Annotated in this window: 25 protein-coding genes and 3 riboswitches; of the genes, 20 read left to right on the top strand and 5 right to left on the bottom strand. The window is 48.9% G+C overall.

What is annotated here, in order from left to right:
* Positions 1 to 35 precede the first annotated feature (35 nt).
* Genes HP398_RS06310 through pyrE form a run of 4 tightly spaced genes read left to right on the top strand, consistent with a single transcriptional unit; the run spans position 36 to position 5,748 of the window.
* Positions 36 to 1,133 (top strand): carbamoyl phosphate synthase small subunit, encoded by a 1,098-nt coding sequence (locus HP398_RS06310; protein WP_017249508.1) that lies wholly within the window; start codon positions 36 to 38, stop codon positions 1,131 to 1,133.
* A complete protein-coding gene (gene carB, locus HP398_RS06305) occupies positions 1,117 to 4,329 on the top strand; it encodes a carbamoyl-phosphate synthase large subunit (RefSeq protein ID WP_173622162.1) in 3,213 nt (1,070 codons plus the stop codon). Before HP398_RS06310 ends, carB begins: the two co-directional genes overlap by 17 nt.
* Before the next feature lie 15 nt (positions 4,330 to 4,344).
* On the top strand, positions 4,345 to 5,082 hold the full coding sequence (gene pyrF, locus HP398_RS06300; RefSeq protein WP_371736719.1) for an orotidine-5'-phosphate decarboxylase: 738 nt from the start codon (positions 4,345 to 4,347) through the stop codon (positions 5,080 to 5,082).
* Positions 5,083 to 5,109: 27 nt separating this feature from the next.
* Positions 5,110 to 5,748: an orotate phosphoribosyltransferase gene (gene pyrE, locus HP398_RS06295; protein ID WP_173622161.1), complete on the top strand. Its 639-nt coding sequence runs from the start codon at positions 5,110 to 5,112 to the stop codon at positions 5,746 to 5,748.
* Positions 5,749 to 5,781: 33 nt separating this feature from the next.
* On the opposite strand, the gene HP398_RS06290 is transcribed toward pyrE, so the two are convergent.
* Positions 5,782 to 6,879, bottom strand: coding sequence for a saccharopine dehydrogenase family protein (locus HP398_RS06290; RefSeq protein ID WP_173622160.1), 1,098 nt, complete (start codon positions 6,877 to 6,879; stop codon positions 5,782 to 5,784).
* 99 nt (positions 6,880 to 6,978) lie between these two features.
* Entirely contained in the window at positions 6,979 to 7,296 is a 318-nt protein-coding gene (locus HP398_RS06285) for an ArsR/SmtB family transcription factor (RefSeq protein ID WP_007728447.1), read from the bottom strand.
* A 223-nt stretch (positions 7,297 to 7,519) separates the two neighbouring features.
* On the opposite strand from HP398_RS06285, the gene HP398_RS06280 reads away from it, so the two are divergent.
* From HP398_RS06280 to HP398_RS06220, 14 genes are all read left to right on the top strand, one after another.
* Complete coding sequence (locus HP398_RS06280) at positions 7,520 to 8,578, top strand: peptidoglycan-binding domain-containing protein (protein ID WP_254475903.1); 1,059 nt, start codon at positions 7,520 to 7,522, stop codon at positions 8,576 to 8,578.
* Positions 8,579 to 8,849: 271 nt separating this feature from the next.
* Positions 8,850 to 9,326, top strand: coding sequence for a GNAT family N-acetyltransferase (locus HP398_RS06275; protein WP_017249501.1), 477 nt, complete (start codon positions 8,850 to 8,852; stop codon positions 9,324 to 9,326).
* Positions 9,327 to 9,380: 54 nt separating this feature from the next.
* Positions 9,381 to 9,896, top strand: a complete 516-nt coding sequence (locus HP398_RS06270; RefSeq protein WP_017249500.1) for a phage tail protein — start codon at positions 9,381 to 9,383, stop codon at positions 9,894 to 9,896.
* A 27-nt stretch (positions 9,897 to 9,923) separates the two neighbouring features.
* Complete coding sequence (locus HP398_RS06265; RefSeq protein ID WP_173622158.1) at positions 9,924 to 10,433, top strand: phage tail protein; 510 nt, start codon at positions 9,924 to 9,926, stop codon at positions 10,431 to 10,433.
* 15 nt (positions 10,434 to 10,448) lie between these two features.
* Entirely contained in the window at positions 10,449 to 10,973 is a 525-nt protein-coding gene (locus tag HP398_RS06260; protein ID WP_173622157.1) for a phage tail protein, read from the top strand.
* A gap of 189 nt (positions 10,974 to 11,162) precedes the next feature.
* Entirely contained in the window at positions 11,163 to 12,338 is a 1,176-nt protein-coding gene (locus HP398_RS06255; RefSeq protein WP_173622156.1) for an ATP-binding protein, read from the top strand.
* 139 nt (positions 12,339 to 12,477) lie between these two features.
* On the top strand, positions 12,478 to 13,098 hold the full coding sequence (kynB, locus tag HP398_RS06250; protein ID WP_017249496.1) for an arylformamidase: 621 nt from the start codon (positions 12,478 to 12,480) through the stop codon (positions 13,096 to 13,098).
* Between the two features lie 97 nt (positions 13,099 to 13,195).
* A complete protein-coding gene (gene zwf, locus HP398_RS06245) occupies positions 13,196 to 14,695 on the top strand; it encodes a glucose-6-phosphate dehydrogenase (RefSeq protein WP_173622155.1) in 1,500 nt (499 codons plus the stop codon).
* A 25-nt stretch (positions 14,696 to 14,720) separates the two neighbouring features.
* Positions 14,721 to 15,710, top strand: a complete 990-nt coding sequence (locus tag HP398_RS06240) for a Gfo/Idh/MocA family protein (RefSeq protein ID WP_173622154.1) — start codon at positions 14,721 to 14,723, stop codon at positions 15,708 to 15,710.
* A gap of 21 nt (positions 15,711 to 15,731) precedes the next feature.
* Positions 15,732 to 16,355, top strand: coding sequence for a cyclase family protein (locus HP398_RS06235; protein WP_017249493.1), 624 nt, complete (start codon positions 15,732 to 15,734; stop codon positions 16,353 to 16,355).
* A 44-nt stretch (positions 16,356 to 16,399) separates the two neighbouring features.
* A complete protein-coding gene (locus HP398_RS06230; protein WP_173622153.1) occupies positions 16,400 to 16,915 on the top strand; it encodes a DinB family protein in 516 nt (171 codons plus the stop codon).
* Between the two features lie 7 nt (positions 16,916 to 16,922).
* Positions 16,923 to 17,414 (top strand): methylated-DNA--[protein]-cysteine S-methyltransferase, encoded by a 492-nt coding sequence (locus HP398_RS06225; RefSeq protein WP_173622152.1) that lies wholly within the window; start codon positions 16,923 to 16,925, stop codon positions 17,412 to 17,414.
* Positions 17,415 to 17,447: 33 nt separating this feature from the next.
* Positions 17,448 to 17,652: riboswitch (cobalamin riboswitch) on the top strand.
* 159 nt (positions 17,653 to 17,811) lie between these two features.
* Entirely contained in the window at positions 17,812 to 17,946 is a 135-nt protein-coding gene (locus HP398_RS31145) for a hypothetical protein (RefSeq protein WP_017249489.1), read from the top strand.
* Between the two features lie 94 nt (positions 17,947 to 18,040).
* Positions 18,041 to 18,147: riboswitch (SAM riboswitch) on the top strand.
* Between the two features lie 66 nt (positions 18,148 to 18,213).
* Positions 18,214 to 18,325, top strand: a riboswitch (SAM riboswitch).
* A gap of 86 nt (positions 18,326 to 18,411) precedes the next feature.
* Complete coding sequence (locus tag HP398_RS06220; RefSeq protein ID WP_017249487.1) at positions 18,412 to 19,677, top strand: homoserine dehydrogenase; 1,266 nt, start codon at positions 18,412 to 18,414, stop codon at positions 19,675 to 19,677.
* 62 nt (positions 19,678 to 19,739) lie between these two features.
* On the opposite strand, the gene HP398_RS06215 is transcribed toward HP398_RS06220, so the two are convergent.
* The gene (locus HP398_RS06215) at positions 19,740 to 20,909 is read right to left on the bottom strand and encodes a CapA family protein (RefSeq protein WP_173622151.1); all 1,170 of its coding nucleotides are present in this window, start codon (positions 20,907 to 20,909) and stop codon (positions 19,740 to 19,742) included.
* 77 nt (positions 20,910 to 20,986) lie between these two features.
* Here HP398_RS06215 and HP398_RS06210 point away from each other — a divergent pair, with 77 nt between their 5' ends.
* Positions 20,987 to 21,802, top strand: coding sequence for a VOC family protein (locus HP398_RS06210; RefSeq protein ID WP_173622150.1), 816 nt, complete (start codon positions 20,987 to 20,989; stop codon positions 21,800 to 21,802).
* A 115-nt stretch (positions 21,803 to 21,917) separates the two neighbouring features.
* On the opposite strand, the gene HP398_RS06205 is transcribed toward HP398_RS06210, so the two are convergent.
* Positions 21,918 to 22,397 (bottom strand): CcdC family protein, encoded by a 480-nt coding sequence (locus HP398_RS06205; protein ID WP_017249484.1) that lies wholly within the window; start codon positions 22,395 to 22,397, stop codon positions 21,918 to 21,920.
* A gap of 97 nt (positions 22,398 to 22,494) precedes the next feature.
* On the bottom strand, positions 22,495 to 23,694 hold the full coding sequence (locus tag HP398_RS06200; protein WP_173622149.1) for an MFS transporter: 1,200 nt from the start codon (positions 23,692 to 23,694) through the stop codon (positions 22,495 to 22,497).
* Between the two features lie 194 nt (positions 23,695 to 23,888).
* On the opposite strand from HP398_RS06200, the gene HP398_RS06195 reads away from it, so the two are divergent.
* Positions 23,889 to 24,569, top strand: a complete 681-nt coding sequence (locus HP398_RS06195) for a CPBP family intramembrane glutamic endopeptidase (RefSeq protein WP_173622148.1) — start codon at positions 23,889 to 23,891, stop codon at positions 24,567 to 24,569.
* Positions 24,570 to 24,572 lie beyond the last annotated feature (3 nt).

Below are 24,572 nucleotides of genomic sequence, written 5' to 3'. Positions count from 1 at the left end.
ACAAGTTTTTACACGACAATGGAGGAGGAGCATAGATGCGTGCAAGATTGATCTTGGAAGACGGAACAGAATTTATCGGGACAGCATTTGGAGCGACAAAGGAGTCCTACGGGGAAGTGGTTTTCAATACAGGGCTGACTGGCTATCAGGAGGTTTTGTCCGACCCATCCTACTGCGGACAGATCGTCACCATGACATACCCGCTAATCGGAAATTACGGGATCAATCGAGACGACTTTGAAGCTGTTCGTCCATACATTCACGGCTTCGTTGTTCGCGAGCATTGCGAGGCGCCTAGCAACTGGCGCAATACGAACACACTCGATGAACTGCTGAAAACATACGACATCCCAGGTATTGCTGGAGTCGACACCCGGATGCTGACGAGAAAAATTCGTTACCACGGCACGATGAAGGGCATGATTACAACCAGTGAAGCCCCGTTGGCTGAATTGGTTGCTGCCCTGAACGGCACGACATTGATGACAGACCAAGTATCACGTGTTTCTACGAAAAGCGTCTTCAGCTGCCCAGGTACAGGTCATCGGGTAGCACTGGTAGACTTCGGCGCGAAGCACGGAATTTTGCGCGAGCTGACCAAACGCAATTGCGACGTAGTAGTCGTGCCTTACAATGTGACAGCAGAAGAGATTCGCCGCATTCAACCAGACGGGATTCTCTTGTCCAACGGCCCTGGGGACCCGAAGGATGTACCGCAAGCTGTAGAGATGATTCGCGAAATCTTGGGTGAATATCCTCTGTTCGGAATTTGCCTCGGTCACCAGCTGTTCGCACTAGCATCTGGCGCTGACACGACGAAAATGAAATTCGGACACCGTGGCGGCAACCATCCAGTAAAAGAGCTGCCAACCGGACGCACATATATCACATCCCAGAACCACAGCTATGCAGTCAAAGAAGATTCACTGGCAGGCACGGAACTGGAAGTTACACATATCGCACTCAATGATGGCACCGTCGAAGGCGTACGTCATGCAGCGAAGAATGCATTCTCAGTACAGTACCATCCAGAAGCAGCTCCAGGTCCGTATGATTCCGGCTACCTGTTCGACCAGTTTCTTGCGATGATGGAAACCGCTAAGGAGGAAAAAACTCATGCCAAAACAAGATAATCTGAAAAAAATCCTCGTAATTGGCTCTGGACCTATCGTCATCGGGCAGGCTGCAGAGTTTGACTATGCAGGCACGCAAGCATGCGAAGCGTTAAAAGAAGAGGGCATGGAGGTAGTTCTGATCAACTCCAACCCGGCGACCATCATGACTGATACAAACATGGCGGACAAAGTATATATAGAGCCAATCACACCTGAATTCGTAGCGCGCGTCATTCGTCAAGAGAAGCCGGATGGACTGTTGCCTACACTTGGTGGTCAAACAGGCTTGAACATGGCTGTTGCTCTCTCAGAAGCAGGCGTTCTCGAGCAAGAAAATGTAAGGCTGCTCGGAACCAAGCTGGAATCGATCAAGCAAGCAGAAGACCGCGACCTGTTCCGTTCTCTCATGAATGAACTGGGTGAGCCGGTACCTGAATCCGTCATCGTGAGCACGGTCGTAGAAGCTGTCGATTTTGCAAACGAAATCGGTTATCCCATCATCGTTCGTCCTGCCTACACCTTGGGTGGCACAGGCGGTGGAATTTGTGAAGATGAAGAAACCCTCCGCGAGATCGTCGCAAGCGGATTGAAATACTCCCCGATTACGCAATGCTTGATCGAGAAAAGCATTGCCGGCATGAAAGAAATCGAGTACGAAGTGATGCGCGATGCCAACGACAACTGCATCGTAGTCTGCAACATGGAAAACATCGACCCAGTCGGCGTGCATACAGGTGACTCCATCGTAGTAGCACCTAGCCAAACACTGGCTGATCGCGAATATCAAATGCTGCGCTCATCCGCACTGAACATCATCCGGGCACTAGGTATCGAGGGTGGCTGCAACGTACAATACGCACTCGACCCGCACAGCTTCCAATACTACGTGATCGAAGTGAACCCGCGTGTGAGCCGCTCTTCTGCACTGGCTTCCAAGGCAACAGGCTACCCAATCGCAAAGATGGCAGCCAAAATCGCAATCGGCTACACGTTGGATGAACTGAAAAACCCGGTGACAGGCCAAACATACGCATGCTTCGAGCCAACACTGGACTACATCGTCAGCAAAATCCCACGCTGGCCATTCGACAAGTTCCAATCCGCAAACCGCAAGCTCGGTACGCAAATGAAAGCGACTGGAGAAGTCATGGCGATCGGTCGGACTTTTGAAGAATCGATCATGAAAGCCATCCGTTCCTTGGAAATCGGCAGCTATCACATCGAGATCGAGGGAGCAGGCGAAATCAGCGAGGAAGATTTGAAAGCTCGACTGGTGCACGCGGATGACGAACGCCTCTTCCTGCTGGCAGAAGCACTGCGTCGTGGCTGGACGATCGAACAACTGCACAACCTGACCAAGATCGATCTGTTCTTCCTGCATAAGTTCCATAAAATGATTGCTTTTGAAGCGGAACTGGCAAAAGGCTTGACGAGTGAGAAGCTGTACGAAGCAAAACGCATGGGCTTCACAGACCGCAAAATTGCCGAGCTGTGCGGTGAGACAGAAGAAGCGGTACACGCGATGCGCAAAGAAAAAGGCTTTGTACCTGTATATAAAATGGTAGATACTTGCGCGGCAGAATTCGAAGCGCAAACACCGTACTACTACTCCGCGTATGAAGTAGAAGACGAGCGCATCGAGACTGGCAAGAAGCGTGTGGTTGTGCTGGGTTCTGGACCAATCCGCATCGGTCAAGGAATCGAGTTTGACTATGCGACTGTCCACGCTGTCTGGGCACTGAGAGAAGCGGGCTATGAGGCAGTGATCATCAACAACAACCCGGAGACCGTTTCAACAGACTTCAACACTTCGGATCGCCTGTACTTCGAGCCGCTGTACATTGAAGACGTCATGAACATTCTCGATGTAGAGAAACCAGAGGGTGTCATCGTACAATTCGGCGGACAAACCGCGATCAATCTGGCTGACAAGCTGGCTGCACGTGGAATCAAAATCTTGGGTACGAGTCTCGAAAACATCGACGCAGCGGAAAACCGCGAGAAGTTCGAAGCGCTGCTGCGCGAGCTGGAAATCGCCCAACCACCAGGCAAAACGGTTACGTCAGTCGACCAGGCAGTAGTGGCAGCAGAAGGACTTGGCTTCCCAGTGCTGGTTCGCCCATCCTACGTACTTGGCGGACGTGCGATGGAAATCGTCTACAACCAGTCCGAACTGTTGGAGTACATGGAAAAAGCGGTGAAGGTAAATCCGGATCATCCTGTACTGGTTGACCGTTACATGGTGGGGGTAGAAGCGGAAGTCGATGCGATCTGCGATGGCGAAAATGTTTTGATCCCAGGCATCATGGAGCATATCGAACGCGCAGGGGTGCACTCCGGTGACTCTATCGCTGTATATCCTCCGCAATCCTTGTCCCAAGCGATTAAGGATGAGCTGATTGACATGACGACAAAGCTGGCGCGCGCCCTGCAAATCAAAGGCTTGCTCAACATCCAGTTCGTCATCTATAAAGACCGCCCATACGTAATCGAGGTCAATCCGCGTTCGTCCCGTACGGTGCCATTCCTCTCCAAAGTAACGGGGATTCCAATGGCAAACATCGCAACGAAAGCGATCCTTGGTCACTCGATCATCGAACAAGGCTTTACACCAGGCTACCATCCAGAGGAGTCGATGGTTTCTGTCAAAGTACCAGTCTTCTCCTTCGCAAAGCTGCGTCGCGTCGATATTACGCTCGGCCCTGAAATGAAATCGACTGGAGAAGTCATGGGACGCGAGAGCACACTGGCAAAAGCATTGTACAAAGGCTTGGTCGCAGCGGGCATGAATATCCCGACACAAGGCACATTGCTCGTGACAGTTGCTGATAAAGACAAGGAAGAAGCGCTAGACATCGTGAAACGCTTCCGCCACCTCGGCTTCAAGCTGATGGCGACCGCAGGCACAGCAGATTATTTGGAGCAAGCGGGACTGCAAGTAACACGCGTAAGCAAATTGTCTGAGGGCACGCCAAACCTGTTGGATGTCATCCATACAGGAGAAGCGAACATCGTACTCAATACACTGACAAAAGGCAAAACGCCACAACGCGACGGCTTCCGCATTCGTCGGGAAGCAGTAGAGAACGGCGCCGTATGCTTGACTTCACTCGATACAGCTTCCGCTCTCCTGCACGTACTGGAGACGATCACATTCTCTACAGAAGCAATGCCAGCCCAGCGTGCTGGTGCCAAAGTGGCAGTAACCGTATAAAAAGGGGAGAGCAGCGTGCAACAACAACTAACCGATATTCGCGAACGCATGATTGTTGCGCTCGACTTTTCCACACTGGATGAAGTCAAAAAGTGCATCGAGCCGCTACAGGGGCATATCCGCTATGTAAAAGTGGGGATGGAGCTCGCTTACGCAGAAGGTCCAGCGATCGTTTCCTTCTTGAAGGAAAAAGGACTCCAAGTGTTCCTCGACTTGAAGGTTCACGATATTCCCAATACAGCAAAAGGTGCGATGAGAAGCCTGGCGCGTCTGGGAGCAGACATGGTAAACGTGCATGCGGCAGGCGGCGTAGCCATGATGGCGGCAGCGAGAGAAGGTTTGGAGCAAGGGACAGCGGCAGGTGCTGCTCGTCCCCTCCTGATCGGTGTGACGATGCTGACATCTACTGGTTTGCAAACGATGAATCAAGAATTGGCGATTCCAGGTGATGTAGAAGATGTTGTGGTGCACTATGCGCTGATGACCAAGCAAGCTGGTTTGGATGGGGTAGTTGCTTCTCCACTAGAGGTACCGATGATCAAAAAAGCTGCTGGAGACACATTTGTAACCGTAACACCAGGAATTCGTCCACTGGGAGCAGATCAAGGCGATCAGACGCGCATCACGACGCCGGAACAGGCATTTCGCTTGGGCAGTGATTACCTCGTGATCGGACGCGCGATTACGGGTGCAAAAGATCCGGTAGGTGTCTGGCAAAGTATCGTCGCAGCAGTGGACAAAGATCGTTCGTAAAGTAGCCAGCTGGAGGGAATAAGGGAAATGACGACAATGACAACCGCTAAACATATTGCAGCGAACCTTCTCGAAATCGGGGCAGTTCATTTGCGACCGGAGCAACCTTTTACATGGACGTCCGGGATCAAATCCCCGATCTACTGCGACAACCGGATCACGATGTCCTATCCGCATGTGCGCCGTGCCATTGCGAGAGCATTTGCCGATTTGATCAAGGAGCGTTACCCAGATGCGCAAGTCGTTGCTGGAACAGCGACTGCGGGTATTCCACATGCTGCATGGGTAGCAGAGCTGCTTGATCTGCCTATGATTTACGTACGCGACAAGGCAAAAGGCCACGGTCGCCAAAATCAGATTGAAGGCGCATTGGCGGCTGGTCAAAAGGTCGTCGTGATTGAAGACCTGATTTCCACAGGAGGCAGCTCCTTGAAAGCAGCGCAAGCTGTGCAGGCTGAGGGTGGAGAGGTACTGGGGGTCGTAGCCATTTTCAGCTACCAATTCCCAGATGCCCAAGCCTTGTTTGAGGATGCAGGCATTCCTTGCTCCACCATATCGAATTACACAGCACTTTTGGAAATAGCTTCAGAGCAAGGGGTTATTACAAGTGAACAGGAAAAAGTACTGGGCGAATGGCGGAAATCCCCGCGTACTTTTTTTGAATAAGGAAGGGATACATGATGAAGAGTAGGGCGGTGATCAAACCGTCCTACTCTTTTTTGTTTCGCCGTGGATTACAATCTGGACCCCTTCGGATCGATAGAACTGGAGTATATCATCGGCAGTCATTTCGAAATGGCCGAAATCCTCTGGAAAAAGAATACCGGGCGTAACAGTTGAGTTTTCGTTTTGCCGAATGATTGATTGTGCAAAAATGGCAGCTCCCAAAGCAGTTAGGTGAGTCTGCCCTTTCGGATCAGTGATCTCGACTTGGCGTATCACGTTCATGCCATGCTGATTGCGCCCATTTATTTGGATGACAACATGGTGAGGTGACCCTACACCTGGATTGTACAGTATTTTTTGACGTGTGCTTTTGCTGAGCAGGTTCCATATCCGGCTTTTCACCAATGAAACGAGGGCAAAAGTAGACAGTTTATTGTCGAAGGCGATACGAAAATCAGCGGCAGTTACATTTTGGGCTTTCACGAGCGTCATGTGATCGGGTGTGTCAAGACGATAGCATTTCGCATGGTACCCATTCGGAAAGGTGACGGGTAACGGATCTGACAAGGGTGTCACTTCTTTTACGCCAGTCGGTGTGGTGACGGCAAAAGGAATCGTCATACGATCCATATAGTCGGTGGAATCTGGACCCGCTTTGTTTTGAAGGGAATAAAGGGCGTGAAGATGTATCTGGACATCTTGCAGGGAAGCTGTATGTATGCTTGCAAGAAGTGCTACAGTTCCCCCCATCCACCCTGAGGCGAGAATGACTGGAGAGCCAATGTTCTCATTCTTCAAGCGTTCGATCGATCGTGTAAATCGTTCTGTCCAACGTGTGACGTCAATCAGAGGAATCTGTCGGCGAACAGCGGCAAGAAGCAGACTGTCATCAGGATCATTTACTGCACTAATAATCAAAGTCAAATCATCAGGAGCATGGGCGAGAGGATCGGATTTGGAGATGTCTAGGAGGAAAGGCTTTAGCCTACCGGATGTAAAAGGCAATGACTTTCCCGTAGACCTTCCTCCCAGCAATAATTCGAGAGTAGGGTGGCGATCGTGCAGGATCTTGGCAATTTGGCTCCCAACCGTTCCGTAGCCGCCGACAATTAAAACTTTGGTGAGATTCATGAAGATTTCTCCTTTGATTAAACGTTTATGCGTTTAAGTTTATTAACGGATAAGTGTGAAAAACAGGGACACACTGTCCCTTTTCGTGACGTTTCAAATTCAGTTGCACTCTTCTTCGACGAAAGTCACCAATTGCTTAAAAAGCCTGATCGCTTCTGTAATTTCAAGCCGATAAAACATCTCCGTTCCTTTTTTTTGAACGTTTACTAGGCCCGCCTGTTTTAATATTTTCAAGTGATGAGACACCGTAGGTCTAGACATGGGAATATGCTCGGCGATTTGTGTTACGTTCATGCTTTCCTTGTCGATGAGAAGAGCTACAATTTGCTGCCGAATCGGATCACCTAAGCCTTGGAAGTATGGACTTAACTCCATAAATATTTGAATCGCTTTTTCATTGCAGGTTGGATTCGTCATTGCACACTCCGTTAATAAACTTAATCATTTGAACCAAAGTATATGGGTTCTTCCTTATTTTTGCAAGTCATAAAAACGTTGAACAATCAGCAAAAAAATAAGAGGAAGCGAGATTGGCCAGATGCAATAGGAAAGAAAAGTAGGGAATAGTAATGGAGGTTACAAAAAAAGTAAAGGTAGGTGCTTGTGTATGAAAAAAGGAACGGGGAGCCTGGGCTCTCTTATGAAAACAGGGAAGGTTAAGAAAATCCTCGGTGCAGCTTTTTTGTCTGCCACACTGATGTTTTCCCTTCCTCATACGGGACAGGCTGTGGGCAAAGGTGCTCATGGGCCAGATATTTATGTGATTCAGGGGATGTTGAAATCATTAGGTAGTTACTCGGGTCAAATCAATGGATACTACGATGATGTTACCGTACGAGGTGTGAAGCATTATCAGAAAAAACACGGGTTGCCGGTTACAGGAAATGTAGATAATCGTACGTTCCAAAGCATTGTTTATTCCTATGATAGTGTCAAATCTGGAAAACGCGGCCAAGGTGGCGGCAAAGGTCGCGGTGGTGGAGCAGGCCAAGGTGGCGGCAAAAGTCACGGTGGTGGAGCAGGTCAAGGTGGCGGCATGGGCGGCGGAGCAGGCCAAGGTGGCGGAATGGGCGGCGGAGCAGGCCAAGGTGGCGGCATGGGCGGCGGAGCAGGCCAAGGTGGCGGAATGGGCGGCGGAGCAGGCCAAGGTGGCGGAATGGGCGGCGGAGCAGGTCAAGGTGGCGGAATGGGCGGCGGAGCAGGTCAAGGTGGCGGAATGGGCGGCGGAGCAGGTCAAGGTGGCGGAATGGGCGGCGGAGCAGGTCAAGGCCAAGGCAAAGGTTACGGCGGCGGAACAGGCCAAGGCCAAGGTAAAGGTAAAGGCTACGGCGGTGGAACAGGTGAGGGCCAAGGCAAAGGCTACGGCGGTGGAACAGGTGAAGGCCAAGGTAAAGGTAAAGGCTACGGTGGCGGAACGGGTGAAGGCCAAGGCAAAGGCAAAGGTTATGGCGGCGGAACAGGTGAAGGCCAAGGTAAAGGCAACGGCGGTGGAACCGGCAACGGCGGCGGAACCGGCAACGGTGGTGGAAAAGGCAACGGCGGCGGAACCGGCAACGGTGGTGGAAAAGGCAATGGAGGCGGCAACGGCAACGGTGGCAGCAATGGCAACGGTGGTGGTAACGGCAACGGTGGCAGCAATGGCAATGGAGGCGGCAACGGTAAGAACAATGAGGATAACGAAGGTACTGGAAAAGACTAACTGTACACAGGAGATAAAACGCTTCGCCTCTTTTATAGGGACGAAGCGTTTTTCATGTAAAAGAGCTAACTTTAGTTAGTGTTAGAAGGAATTTGGCTAATGATATCATGATTGATGATTGCTATTTAATCAGCCGGGATATCAGAAAAAGTTCGAAGGAGGAAGAGCGATACATATAGGAAAGACAAGTCAGCGTATCCAGCCTGAAAGAATGCAAGCAGGTAACTGATCAAATGACAGAAAAGTACAACGATTGCATGCAAGGAGGATTATGGTACATACCAGACCTTTTGAATATGAGCAAGACGAAGCATTTATTTGGGAATTGTACGGTTCTACGAGAACCGAAGAAATGGCTCTTTGGGGTTGGAGTGAGGCGGACAAGCTTGCTTTTTTACAGTCGCAGTTTATCATGCAGCAGAAGTCTTACCAAATGCAGTTTCCCGCTCAGAAGCATCAAATCATTCTTCGATCCGAGCAGCCTATCGGTCGGATGATCACGGATGCGAGCGGAGATGCATTGCACCTCGTAGATATTTCTTTGCTGCCTGCTTATCGGGGACAGGGTGTTGGTTCTGGTATGATTGGCGATCTGCAAAAAGAGGCTCAAGCTTTCCAATTACCAATCCGTTTACATGTTGTACAAGGGAATCCCGCCTTTCGATTATATGAACGACTTCATTTCATCGTAACTGACTCAACGGGGCTGTATATCCAAATGGAATGGCAGCCACGTCTGCAAAAATGACCAATCTGTTCGTTCGACAACGGAAATAACCACTTTACATAAGGAGGAAGCAACATGGCAGAGCCATTTATTGGAGAAATCAGGATGTTTGGAGGAGATTATGCACCACAAGGTTGGGCATTATGCAATGGACAAATCTTATCTATTTCTGAAAACGACACATTGTTTAGTTTGATTGGAACCACATACGGCGGGGATGGACAAACGACTTTTGCGTTGCCTGATTTACGGGGACGTATCCCGCTTAATCAAGGGAAAAATCCGAGAACAGGAACTACCTACGTGATGGGTGAAAAAAATGGTGTAGAATCCGTCACCTTAACCGTCCCACAATTGCCCGCGCATACGCATACGGTCCATGCATCATCGCAGCCAGGAACGCAGAACAGCCCTGCCAATGCTGTATGGGCAAAGAATGCGCAGCAATATTCAGCGAATGCACCTGATGGATTAATGAACGCGTCCAGCTTGAGCAGTGTAGGTGGGAATCAACCACACAGTAACCTGATGCCGTTTACGGTTATTAATTTCATCATTGCCCTGTACGGGATCTATCCTTCACAACAGTAATATCCAAATCGAACAGGAGGATTTTACATGGAACCATTTCTTGGAGAAATTCGCTTTTTTCCATTTCCATTTGCACCAAAGGGTTGGGCCTTGTGTAATGGTGCTCTGCTACCTATCAACGGAAACCAGGCACTGTTTTCCTTGGTAGGAGTTGTTTATGGGGGGAACGGGACAACCACGTTTGCTTTACCAGATTTAAGAGGGCGTGTCCCCGTTCATACAAATCGTAACTTGGATCGCCCAATCGTAACGCTCGGTATGTCAGCCGGCGAAGAAACGCATGTATTAACGACAAATGAGATACCCGCCCATACCCATACGGCAAGCGGTTCGAATGCAGTTGCCAATGAAAAAGTATGCGCTGGGAACTACTGGGCACAAGCTTCCGCTACAACCTATGGGACAACCCCGGATACGACGATGAGCGAGAGTGCGCTGCAAACGGTAGGAAACAGTGCACCACATTATAATATGCAGCCGTATTTGGTCGGAAATTTTTGCATCGCAATTCAAGGGATTTACCCGTCAAGAAACTAGAGGAGGCACTATCATATGGATCCGTATATTGGAGAAATTCGTATTTTCAGTGGCAACTTCCCACCGAGGGACTGGGCTTTTTGTGATGGACAATTGATTGCGATCTCTTCCAATCCTGTCTTGTATTCGATATTGGGAGCGAAGTATGGCGGAGATGGCAAGACCACATTTGCTCTTCCTAATTTAAGAGCTACAGCTCCAATGAACCAGGGGGAAGGACCTGGCTTGACACCACGTGTGGTAGGTGAGACAGGTGGTTCAAGCAGCATAACGTTGCTGCAAAACGATATTCCGGCACATACTCATGTTCCGAATGCGTGCTCAACTCCTACAGAGGATACGCCAACAGGCGCAAAATGGTCTTCCACCGTTGGCCGGGGAGCTGTCATTCCTTACTCTAACACGAGTGATGGGACACAGCTTAGTCCGCAAGCAATCGGCACCACAGGCGGGACTCAACCTCATAATAATATGCAACCTTATCTTGGACTCTCGTTCATCATTTGTGTGGAAGGCGGAGCTTTTCCGCCGAGAGAATAGGAACCGTATTTTGGACGCCCGATGCTGTGTAGCAGAAGGCGTCTTTTTCGAATGACGATGACGGTCACAGCCCTTCTTCCATCTTTTCCTACTTTTCGTATTCTTCTTGCGAGACGTATGCATTATAATGGATATGTCCGTGATATTAAACGATCGCTTGAAGCAGAACGATCGCAGAGGATGAAGCAGATGACGAAGATAGAAATACTGAAAAGCATGTTGACGAGCGATCAACGCAATGCCCCAGTATGGCTGTTATTAGGGTTAGAGCATGCTGAGCATGGGGATCGTACGGAGGCTTTACAAGCGTTTACGCAGGCCCTTGCCTATGGAAATGAAGCGATGAAGGAAAAAATTGTGATCGAACTCAACAAGCTACAAAAGGAATCCCCATATTCGCGGACGTTAAAAGGGATCAATCAGAAGGATTCCTCTACATATACGATGTTTTCACCTAAGATACGCGTCATCGAAGGGGGTAAAGGGAAGACCACCGCGAAATCGGTTCAACTCGTTGAGAAAACGGCGGGTTTTGGAATGGTCGGCGGGCTTGGACGAGTAAAAGAGGCAATTTTTCAAAGACTCCTACATCCTATTTCGCAACGGTTGTCTCAAAAGAAAAGTACCATTTTACTCTACGGACCATCGGGGTGCGGAAAATCTTTGCTAGCAAAAGCAACCGCAGAAGAATGTCAGGCTCATTTTTTCTCCATGGCGATCACAGGCGGTCGAAGTATGTATGCGCCGTCGAACAGGCAGTTCAACATCCAGGACTTACTGGCAACAGTCCCTGCCGATAAACCGTTTCTGTTCTTTTTAGATGAACTAGACGCTTCCAGCCATTACGAAGAGCATCCGAACTCCTATCCTAGACAGGGGATCGATTCCAAATGGCTTCAGCAGATAGCGGAGGCAGGCGAATACGACGAACGATTCGTCCTGATGGGTTCAACCAACGTTCCATGGGAATTGGAGCCTTCCATGCTCCGAGCAGCTGGTTTTGATCACTGGATTTTTGTCGGACCGCCAGATCGGCAAGCACGGGAGGATATTTTTCGCTTAAAGCTAGAGGGCCGTCCTTCTGAGACGCTCGATTATGAGCAATTAGCAGGATGGACAGAGTTTTATTCGGGGGCAGACATCGAGTATGTAGTGGAGCTCGCAACGGAGCAGGTCTGGCATGATGTTGTAACAAAAGGGGTCGATCGCCCGATTCAAATGAGCGATCTACGGGAGGCCATTGCAGCTACCTATCCAACAACCATTGAGTGGTTGCGGACTTTGAAAGAACATTTGAAACAAGTGGATTACAACGGAATCTATGATGAGGTGTGGGACTACCTGTCTCTTCATAGCAGAATCTAACATCAACGAAAAGACTGTCAGCTCGCTATCAAGCTGAGGTCTTTTTTCTTGGTGCAAATGTTAGAATATTGACTCAATATAGTCTTTTTTGTACGCTGAGTATAGGCACGAACAGTTGCTGGAAGGTGGAGGATACGTGATGAAAATAGTAGATATATCCCGTCCGCTCATGGCAGGTATGCCGACCTGGCCAGGGGACACTCCCTTTCACTATGTCGTAAACTGGCCCAAAGCGGAGAGCGGATCAGTCAATGTCGGTAAAGTAACCATGAGTATTCACACAGGCACCCATGTGGATGCTCCATTCCACTTCGATGACGATGGCCGAAAAATAGCTGAATTGCCTTTGGACTTGTATATTGGAGAGGCAAGAGTGGTAGAGCTTACGGGACGTTCCAGCATTGGCCCAGAAGATTTTGCCCAGGTAGATCTGGAGGGGGTGGAACGCTTGCTGCTCAAAACCTTATCATGGAGCGACCCCAATCAGTTTCCGTCAACCATCTGTCATCTGAGAGCGGACTTACCAGCGTTCCTCGCCCAAAAAGGCATTCGGCTGATTGGAGTAGATGTCCCGTCTGTCGATCCATTGGACAGCAAGGAACTGGCTGCTCATCATGGGCTTCATCAGCATGACATTCATATTTTGGAGGGGCTTCTGCTCGATCATGTCGAACCGGGTGATTATGAACTGATCGCACTGCCGCTGCTTTTGATGGAAGCAGATGGGAGTCCGGTACGTGCAATCTTGCGTCGTTCGTGAGGCTGCATATTGATAAAGCAGTGATTTTCTCGAATAATAATAGGGTAACTACAAAAACCATCATCACGGCGTACGTATGAAGGGAATGAAAAAGTAGATGGAAGCGATGACCTTTGTCCTTTTTGGCGCAACAGGAGATTTAGCAAAACGCAAAATTTTCCCTGCGCTCTTTAACTTATATGTAGATCAAAAGTTGCCTGCTGCCTTTTCGATTATCGGTGTAGGGAGAAGGGCCTGGTCTGGTGACGAATTTCAGGAATCTGTTCGCCAGTCTGTCCATGAGTTTTCCCGTCGAGCTCAGATTGCTTCCCACGAACTAGACACTTTCTTGTCTGCTTGTCGCTATGCGGAAGTAGATGTCATGGAGCCGCGTGCTTATGAAACGTTACATGATCTGGTCCTGCAGAGAGAGCAAGAGCTGCAGATCCCGCAAAACCGGATGTTTTACTTGTCAGTAGCCCCGCAATATTTCGAGGGAATTGCAACCAATGTTAAGGTCAGTGGACTGGGTTCAACGACAGGCTGGAAGCGTCTGATCATTGAAAAACCGTTTGGGCATGATTTGCAATCTGCCGAAGAATTGAATGAAAAGCTGGGGAAAGCATTTTTGGAAGAAGAAATATATCGCATTGACCATTACTTGGGAAAACCGATGGTTCAAAACCTCGAGGCTCTCGAATTTGCGAATCCGGTCTTCCAGGCTCTTTGGAACAACCAGTACATCGCCAACGTGCAAATTACGGCGAATGAAACGGTCGGCGTCGAGGATCGGGCGGGATATTACGAGCCAGCCGGTGCACTGCGCGACATGCTCCAAAATCACATGCTGCAAATGCTCATGATCATCGCCATGCAGCTTCCGAAGCGAATCACTTCCGCCCATATCCGCGAAGAAAAGCGCAAGGTGATGGCGGCCGTGCGCCCGATGAAGAAAGAAGAAGTCCGCACCCACGTGATTCGCGGTCAGTATAGCGCAGGACATATTCAAGGAACACCTGTGGCTGGCTACAGGGACGAGCCTGGTGTCGATCCAGTTTCGATGACAGAAACGTATATTGCCACTCGTGTCTGGATTGATGACCCGTTTTGGCAAGGGGTACCTTTTTATATTCGTACGGGAAAAAGACTGCAAGAGAAATCAACAAGGATCGTCATTGAGTTCAAAAATCCGCACGAAAAGCTATATCAGGAGCAAAATGAAACAACATCGCCAAATTTGTTGATCATTAGCGTGAATCCGAACGAAGGTATTGCCTTGCAGGTAAATAGTAAGAATCCGACAAATAGCGGTAAGATTGAGCCGGTGACGGTAGATTTCAGTGCGGGGACAAAAGACGTGCCAGAAGCGTACGAGCTGCTCTTGTTCGATGCACTCCGAGGAGATTCCACCTACTTTGCGCATTGGGATGAGGTCCGACTGTCGTGGGAGTGGGTGACACCGATTTTGGAAGCCTTCGCTGAGAATTTGGTGCCGCTCTTTACGTACGAAGCTGGCTCATTTGGACCGAAGGCCGCAGAGCAATTGCTGGCTGCGGACGGATTCGTGTGGTGGCTGGATAAGGTCGAAGAACGAGTGCCGGTCACTGCAACGAGATAGACCAAAAGAAAAGGGAGCGGATGAGATGCGATTTGGCGTAATCGGAACGAACTGGATCACCGAGGAATTTATCCAGGCTGGTCAAGAAGTAGAAGGATTTTCTCTTCAGGCTGTTTATTCACGTACCATCGAACGCGCCAAGGAATTCGCTGACAAGTACCATGCACCATTCGCCTATAACAGCCTAGAAGAAATGGCTGCAAGCAAAAATATGGACGCGGTCTATATCGCGAGCCCCAACTCCTGCCACGCGGAACAAGCGATCCAGTGCATGGACGCGGGGCTACACGTATTGTGTGAAAAGCCACTGGCTTCCAATGCAATTGAGGTAGAAGAAATGATCGAGGCAGCGAAAAGAAATGACGTGCTGCTCATGGAGGCTGTCAAATCTACGCTGTTGCCCAATTTTTTTGCGATACAAGACAACCTGCACAAGCTGGGAAAAGTACGACGCTATATTGCTAGCAATTGCCAATATTCTTCGCGCTATGACGCCTATCGCGAAGGGAAGGTTTTACGTGCTTTTGATCCTGCTTTTTCAAACGGAGCCTTGATGGACATCGGAATCTATTGTCTTTATCCGTTACTCATCCTTTTTGGCAGACCAGACGACATCAAGGCAGAAGGAATTGTGCTTGATTCTGGAGTGGACGGGGAAGGCAGCATTCTTTTGAAGTATCGAGAGATGGATGCAATCATTAGCTTTTCGAAAATTACGACCTCCTATCAGCCAGCAGAAATCCAAGGGGAGGACGCCACGATGGTGATCGATCGAATCAACCATCTCAAAGAAGTGGACATTCGTTATAGAGACGGACGAATCGAGCAAGTGACAAGGCCGCAGACCCCGAAGACCATGCATTATGAGATTAGGGAGTTCCTACATTTGGCAAGCATAGGGGCAAGACAATCTACAACGAATTCACATGATGTCTCCAAAACGACCATGCAGGTCATGGATGAAGTAAGAAGACAGATGGGAATCGTTTTTCCTGCGGATCATAAAAAACGGTAAGTAAAGGGGAGGGCATTTGGGATGAAAATGTATGATGTAACAGCCACCGTGTACGAAGGAATGACGGTGTATAAAAACAAGCCGGAAAAGCAGCCGAAAATACGTACCGCTACCAATGGCTATGTAACAGAATCGAGAATCGATATGGATCTTCATTCTGGTACCCATGTAGATGCTCCCCTGCACATGGTGAATGCTGGCGATACATTTGAGAGTATTTCATTGGAGAAGCTAGTGGGCAGTTGCAAGGTTCTCGATCTCACAGCGGTAGAGGACAGGATCACTCGCTCCGACTTGGAGAACTTCGATCTTGAACGTGGAGATTTTGTCCTGTTTAAAACGAAAAACTCTTTTGAAGAGGCGTTCTCTTTTGAATTCATCTTTCTGTCAGAGGAAGGTGCAGAATATGTAAGTGAGCTGGGGGTACGGGGCATTGGAACCGATGCACTTGGAATCGAACGCAGTCAGGAAGGGCACCCCACCCATAAAAAACTGTTTGCAGCGGGCGTCATTGTCGTGGAAGGCTTGCGGCTAGCGGAGGTCCCCCCAGGCAATTATTTTCTGGTAGCTGCACCACTCAAGCTGATCGGCACGGATGCAGCCCCGGCAAGGGTCCTATTGTTTGAAGGATTACATAATGAATAATGGAGACATCATTTGTCTATCCAAAATGAAAGGGAGGGAAATACATGCTCATACGACCAGAGCGCGATGAATACGCCGCTTATTTTGACTATTATATTGGGCTTGTACCGGAGGGGGAGCTGCTAACGATCCTTACGCAACAAGGAGAGAGGCAAGTCGCGCTATTTTCGTCACTTGCGCCTGAGCAAATTGATTATCGGTATGCACCAAGCAAATGGACGGTAAAAGAGGTTTTGGGTCATCTCGTCGATACAGAACGCATCATGAGCTATCGCTTACTGAGAATCGCGAGAGGAGATCAGACACCCCTCATCGGTTTTGATGAGAATGCTTTTGTCGAACACGGGTGTTTTCAGCTACGAGACCTCTCTGATTTATTGGAAGAGTATAAGGCTGTACGTGCTTCGACTATCGCGCAAGTCCGAGGAATCTCTCCAGAAGCGTGGTTGCGTACAGGAATTGCCAACGGAAACAAGCTATCTGCAAGGACGTTGGCTTATGTGATTGCAGGACATGAAGCTCACCACAGTACCATTTTGAGAGAGCGGTATTTAGGGTAGGTCTCGTATGGAAAGGATACAGACAATCGATTATGCATCGCCCCTCGGTGTCTTGGAAATCAGTGGGACAGAAGACGGGGTATGTTCTATCCTATTCACAGATCGGGACGAACCCATTTTGCTTGAACATGAAGACAATTGCCACGAGCCTCTCCTCGTTTGCCGGCAACAGCTGGACGAATATTTTTCCGGCAAGAGACAGTCCTTTTCTGTTCCCCTGTGGATGAAAGGGACAGACTTTCAGAAATCAGTCTGGCACACATTGACCACCATTCCCTATGCGCACAAGATTACGTATACGGAGCTAGCCACGTTGATTGGGAAGGAAAATGCGGTGAGGGCTGTCGGGAATGCCAACGGAAAAAATCGGCTGAACATCATTGTGCCATGCCATAGAATTATAGGAGCAAACGGGAGTCTAACAGGCTATTCGGGTGGCTTGTGGCGAAAGGAATGGCTACTGATCCACGAACAATGTTCGCTAAACAAGGAAGAATAAGGTAAAATTTGAGGAGGGTAGTGAGAAAAGACAATTTCATAGGTGGAAACAGGTTCCTTCGGGCGTAACAATTCGCCACAAGGATAATAGGGAAGCTCGGTGCAAATCCGACACGGTCCCGCCACTGTAAGAGGGGAGTCAGCGTCCAACAAGCCACTGGTCTATCAAAATAGACGGGGAAGGCGACGCTAGACGATGAACCCATAGTCAGGAGACCTGCCTGTTTCGACAACACTGATAGACCTACGGGAGATAGGGAGGTGTTAGAGATGGCTTGCGAAAAACAGCGCGTGGACAAGTGCGTCCCTCTTTTTCTGGCATTTTCTAACGATCGTCACGGTCGAGCGGAAAATGTTCTTTTTATTTTGGGCAGGATAAAAGAAGAGGAGGGCGTGCGATGATTCAACTTTTCATTTGCCAATGGTGCGGATATGTCGAGGAAAAAGAGCTGCCTGAGGAAGGTCAGGAGGGTGTGTTTCATTGCACTTGCTGCAGTATGGAAGAGGTAGAAAGCCTGTTCACTCCCAACTGAAAGCCTTGTCAAATCAGCTTACAATCAGAAAAGAAAGAATTTTGTTGACGCTTGCCTTGGAATTTCTTAGAATAAAGCTCAACAGCATAAATAGTTCTTATCCAGAGAGGTGGAGGGTCTGGCCCTATGAAGCCCGGCAACCGTCGCATATTGCGACAAGGTGCCAATTCCTGCGAGACGTTTCGTCTCGAAAGATAAGAAGCGGGTTACTCCATTAGTAGATGAACCTTCTTCTTAGCGAAGAAGGTTTTTTTTAATTTCATATTTTCTTTATCCAGAGAGGTGGAGGGACTGGCCCGATGAAGCCCGGCAACCGTCACGCATATTTTGTGACAAGGTGCCAATTCCTGCAGGACATATAAGTCCTGGGAGATAAGGAGGGGGAGCATTAGCTACTAACAAGCCTTCTTCTTATCGAAGATGGCTTTTCTTTTTATCTAAAATTCGGGGTATGGGGTGGTCAGGATGAGTGCAGAAGTGGTACGCGTGGGATTATTGGGATTGGGAACAGTGGGTGGAGGCGTAATCAAAACGATCCGTTCGCAACAGGAGAAGCTGGCTTCTCGTCTGGGAAAACGAATTGAGATCGTCAAGGCCTTGGTGCGTGACTCGGAAAAAGAGCGGGCGGTTCATGTCGACCCGGCTTTACTGACAACTGACTTTGAGGAAGTATTGAGAAGCGATGTGGATATCGTGGTGGAGGTCATGGGCGGTGTAGAACCTACCTATGACTACGTCCGTGCTTTGATCGAAAAGGGCTGCCATGTAGTAACTGCCAACAAAGAACTTCTGGCGAAAAAAGGAACAGAGCTAGTCGATTTGGCAAATCAGCATCAAGTACATCTGGCCTATGAAGCGAGTGTGGCAGGGGGCATCCCGATCTTGAGCGTGCTCCGGCAGTTCCTTCGCACGAACGATATCCAAGGTGTTCGCGGTATTCTCAACGGAACAACGAACTTCATTTTGACGAAAATGGAAGCAGAACAGCTCTCTTATCAGGAGGTGCTCAAGCAAGCGCAGGAGTTGGGCTATGCGGAAGCAGACCCTCGTTCGGATGTAGAAGGCTTTGACGCTATGTACAAGTTGTACATCCTGGCACAGCTTGTTTACGGAGAATCGCTGCCGCTAGCAGATGTTGTTCGTAAAGGGATTTCAGATTTATCAGCGGGTCACATTCGGATTGCGAGTGAGCTGGGGTACCGGATCAAGCTCATCGCGCAGGCCTATCAAGCTGAACAAGGAATTCGCCTATCTGTTGAACCAACCATGCTTCCGCTGAGTCATCCGTTGGCGCAAATCCACGACGCGTTTAATGCTGTGCAGCTATCGGGCAACATCGTGGGAGACTTGTTGTTTACAGGAAGAGGGGCAGGAGAGCTCCCTACAGCAAGTGCAGTTGTAGAGGATTTGGCCTATTTATTGACACAGCCATTCACACCTCATCCTACTTGGAAAGAAAAAACGGCTGACAAAGCAGGAGTCACGGTGGATTCGGAGGAACGCGTCCTGTGTTATCTAGAGGGCTCATGTCATACTGCTACGCCAGATCGTGTCTTGCATTTCCTTCAGCAAGCAGGAGTCAACGTGCATAAACTAAAAGTCCAATTCGACTTGGGGGGCGTATTGCGTGCAGGTTTGATCGTGACAGGAATCAGTAAAGAGCACGAGTCCCTATTGAAAAATGATTTTGGCTTAGAAGTTCGCTGCTTCCCCATTATCGAATCTGCGTAAGTAAGAGGAAAAATAAGAAGAAAAGCCGTATTTCTAGTTACCTGGAAACACGGCTTCTTTTGTCAGGGGGCAGTCTCCACCGCTTTTGCGCGCGGCTGTACACGCCCGTCACTTTGTATGTCTACACTCTCAGAAATGGATTCAATACGTTTTAGCAGGGCAGCGCCGTTGCTTTCATTCATGGGTACAGCTTGTCCCAATTCTGCGTGAAACGGAAGCATCGTCAGCTCACAATCACCGCTTTTCGTACAGTTTGCTTGCAGAACCATCGTTTCCCAAGTCTTGGGTTCGCTTGATCGTGTGAAAATGAAATTGCCGAGACTATACGCAATCCATTTGTCATTGTATCGTTCAAAGCCTTGAAGTACGTGGGGATGACCGCCGACAATCAAATCTGCACCAGCATCGATGTAGGCACGAGACAACTCTTCTTGATGATCGACAGGATAATCGGAGCGTTCCTTTCCCCAGTGCGCAATCACCACGACGAGATCCGCTTGGTTGTTCGCATTTTGGATCGCTTTCACTGCTAGCGTAGGATCATAGGAAGCGGCCATACCTGGCTGGGAATCCCCTGCAAACCAGCTTGTTTCGGGAATGACCCTGCTGAAGCCGAGAATCGCGATCTTGATGCCGTTCTTTTCTATGAATACAGGGGAATAGGCACGGTTGGCATCCTTTCCGGCGCCGACGTATTCAATCCGGTTCTTGTCCAAAGCGTCAAAGGTATCGAGCAATCCCGGAACTCCTTGATCCATGGAGTGATTATTGGCGAGATTCACCACATCAATCCCTGCGTTTTTCATGGCAGGAGCAGCAAGTGGCGATGACTTGTAGACATACGCCTTGTTCTGTGCGGCAACACCTGTGGCAGTGATCGGCGTCTCCAAATTGGCAATCGTGATATCATCTTGCAAAAAGAGTGAGCTTACATGCTTGAATGGGTAGTCATAGCTGTTTGCGAGTAAGGTTTTCTCTACATTCCCTGACATCATGATGTCACCGACAAAGGTGAGCTGCACAGAGGTCTTTTGGTTCACAGTATTGTCAGGAGCAGGCTGCTCGTTCGGGTTGGCATATTTTCCATCCATGGCAGTTTGGAATAGGTAATAGGTTCCGACGACGAAGATGGCCAATACGCTAAATAGGAGCGTGCTCTTTCCAACACGTACCCATGTTTTACGTGATTTCTTGCGCCGAGCTTTTACCCGACTTGATCTGGTCTCGTTCATTTTTCCCCCTTGTGATTCTATCCTTACATAAATGAATTTTGATATCCTATAAGTATTACGAAAAGAGGCGAAAAAAGGTGCGATTAACTTTTGATCATTTGGTTCATTTTGTACAGCGAACTCCACAGGAAGCATCGGAACAATTTTGCCAAGCGGGTTTTCATGCGGTAGCTGGAGGGCGTCATGCGTCTTGGGGGACATGGAATAGCCTTAGTTATTTCGGGCTTTCTTATGTTGAATTTTTGGCGGTTGAACACAAGGAGCTTGCGCGACAATCAGATAATCCGCTCGTACGTCAATGCATCGAGGATGAGGCAAAGGGAGAAGGATTTGGCCAGATTGCGCTTCGGACCAACGAGATGGATGCGTGGGCAGAGCGCCTGCGAATCCAAGGTTTGCAGGTTACTGGACCAGTTGCGGGAAGTCGTACGCGTGATGATGGCACGACGCTTCGGTGGCGAATGCTGTTCCTCGAAGATGCAGATAGTGCACTTCTACCGCCATTTCTCATCGAATGGTCGCAAACGGATGAGGAGAGAATAGATGATTTGACAAATCGTGGCATCATTGCCGCTCATCCGAACGGTGCAGCGCATCTCCAGTCAGTAGGCTATGCAGTAACAGATCTGGAGGAGGCAACAGCACGTTGGCAAAGCTGGTTTGGATGGAAGAAGAGCGAAACATTCCACGATAAAGAACTGGGGGCCATCTGCCAAGTATTTGAACTTCCGGGTGGAAATGTAGTGCTTTGCCAACCGATTGAAGAGGGATTGGCGCAGACTGCATGGAAAAATCACGGGCAACGACCGTTTTTTGCGAGGCTGGAAGGAGCAAGCAAGAATAGCGAGTATAAGATTGATGGAGGATCTTACTTTCTAGTAGCGCTGGAATAGTCGTTTAGAAGAGAGCCTCTGCAAACGGATTGAGTTGTGTTTACGAGAAGAAGAGCATCCGTTTTATGTAGCGTTTTAAGAAAAAAACCACCTCGCACTGGAGGTGGTTTTTTTACTAGGTGCCAAACGTCTTTTTAGTTAAATTCCGGTACATCACCAGCATCGCGATACGCCAAGGTACGAGCATGCCGAATGCGAGCAAGAAGAACAGTCCACCTGTCTGAATCGGTGTAAAGCTATCATTGATCATCAGTTTAATAATCAGTCGGATGACCAACAGTCCGGACAAAATGAAGAAAAACGCACGGGACCGTTTCAAATACACATCTTGCCCAATGATTTCGAAGCGTGACGTCATAATCAGCGGAATCGAAAAGATAAGCCCAACCACAAAGGCTGCAATATCAAACTTGGGCGGTAATTGCGCCTCGGGGAACAAGAACATTGCAAACCCTGTCGCCATAAAGAAAGGTGGCAAAATAATACTTTTTGCAGAAGCCGGCTTTTTTTGCCGACGCATTCTCACAAAGATCACTGCAATAGCCATCACGAGAGGCAGCAGGATTCCCAAAATGGGAGAGGAAAGTATCTGCATGGAAGAACGCCTCCATAAGGTTCAACATACTTTCACTAGTGTACACCAAAGCATGGTCAGTGGGAAAGCGTTTGTCATGGTACGTTACATTCCGATTCTAGGCAGCTGCTTCATCGTGGGAGCGCACATCCAGCTTATGCTTTTTACTGTAGAAGAAAGTCAATAAGCCAAAGAGCACTGTCACCGAGCCGATGAAGAGGAGGTAGCCGCTAATGCCGAGAATGTCCAGCCCAACTCCTGTAATCGCGAGAGCCAACAAGAAGAATCCACGATCAAGCATGCTTTTGAAAGAAAAGAATCGCCCTTGCTGGTGTGGAGGTAGACGCTTCTGGAAAATCGTTGCGGTGACCGGGAAGAAGAAAGCAACGACAAAGCCGAACATGGAGAAGGAAGCGAGCACCATGAATTTGTTATCGGCGAATGACATGCCAAACTGGGACAGCGCGAAGAAAAAGAGCATGATGGTGGACGCTGCCACGAGGTTTCTGCGGCCGATCCAACGTTTTGCCAAGAGCCCCCCAATCAAAATGCTGATTCCTTCTGCTGCATAGATCCATCCCATGAGCTGAGGTTCCTGTTGTAGCTCGCTAAAGTTCAAGATCATCAGGTTCAGACCGCCAAGGAACAAGGTGATCAACCCGTTATTAATCAAGCCGACAAACAAGGCCGGGTCCTGTCGCGAGATCGTCAGTACTTCGCGAAACTCTACTTTTTCCTGAATTTTCCGAGAAGTCACTTGCGGAATACGGAGAAAGAGTGTGACGACAGCGAGTACAGCGTACGCGATGATGGAGCACACATACAGCATGGACAGGTCCATGGAGGCAACGAGTATACCGCCGATTGCTGTTCCTCCAATGCGCGAGAGGGTAGAGATATTCAGATATGCGCTGTTCGCCTTGAGTAACTCGTCCTGGGAAAGGATGGCTGGCAAGGAAGCCTGCACGGTCGGAAAATAAAACGCAGCAGAGCATTGCATCACGATCAAAGATACGATCATCCACAGAAGAGAATCGTTGGCAAGAGCCGGGAACATGAAGACGGGGCTGAGTGTTCGGACCAGGCTGGCAAACAGCATGATCTTGCCTTTGTCGTACATGTCAATTACCACACCTGCTTTAGGGGCGAGGAGGATGCTGACCACCAACCCACACATCAGAATCAAGCCCTTCACCGTATCAGAAGGAACGAGTTTCTGCATGAACGCAAGATTGGCAATAATCGAAATCCACATGCCCGCTCCCGCGACGATCTCTCCGCTCATTAAAAGCAGAAAGGTACGATTACGCCATAACATGAGAGCCACTCCAAACATTCGTTAGATAGGTAAAAATTTGAACCGATCCATTCATTTGATAAAAAGCGATTTCTCAAGTATAGCATTCATGCAAACGCTTGTATATTTATTGTCTTTGTGGGTATTCTTCGTGTTCATAACGGACAAACTAACGCAATACTGCGGCCATTACGCCCAAAAGGAGCTATTCGTAAATGGCGCGAAAACGGACGTTGCTACTGTTGATCGTGTATGGATTCGCTGCGACACTCACGATCTTTTACGGACTAGTGGAAAAGCATAGCGTGATTGTCACGTTCTTTTCTTTTCATGTGCTTGTTTGCATCTGTATCCCCGTCATTCACGGATGGTGGGAAGGAGATTTGCAAAGGCACTGGCGTTTAGCGTGGGGAAATTTTGAATGGCAGGGTACTTTATACGGACTGGCATTTGGCGCTCTTATGTTGACAGGAGTGCTGGCTGGGCTTTGGTTGCTCCTGCAGGAACCAGGAAGACCTGAAGCCGTTCGAACAGGTATGGAGGCATGGGAGATTGAACGCCGCTGGATATGGGGCTTTTCGTTCTACCTCGTTTTCATTAACTCGCTGCTGGAAGAGTTGTTCTGGCGAGGCTTCGTATTGCAGCGGTTGCGCGCATCCTTATCCCGCTTGATGTCCATTTTTCTTTCCAGCTTTTTTTATTCCTTATATCACCTGATTATCTCTTCGATCCTCTTTGGTTTTCGAAACGGCTTGTTCATTACGTCGATGGTTTTTGGAGCAGGGCTAATTTGGGGATGGATGAAAGGAATGTTTCCTTCGATTTACCCAAACTGGATTAGTCATTTGTTCGCGGATTTGGGTCTCGCACTAGCTGTGGTTCTCTGGATTTATTGACTG

Origin of the sequence: Brevibacillus sp. HB1.4B (genome assembly GCF_013284285.1) — a bacterium.
Lineage (GTDB): Bacteria > Bacillota > Bacilli > Brevibacillales > Brevibacillaceae > Brevibacillus > Brevibacillus porteri.
This window is presented reverse-complemented; position numbering and strand designations above follow the sequence as displayed.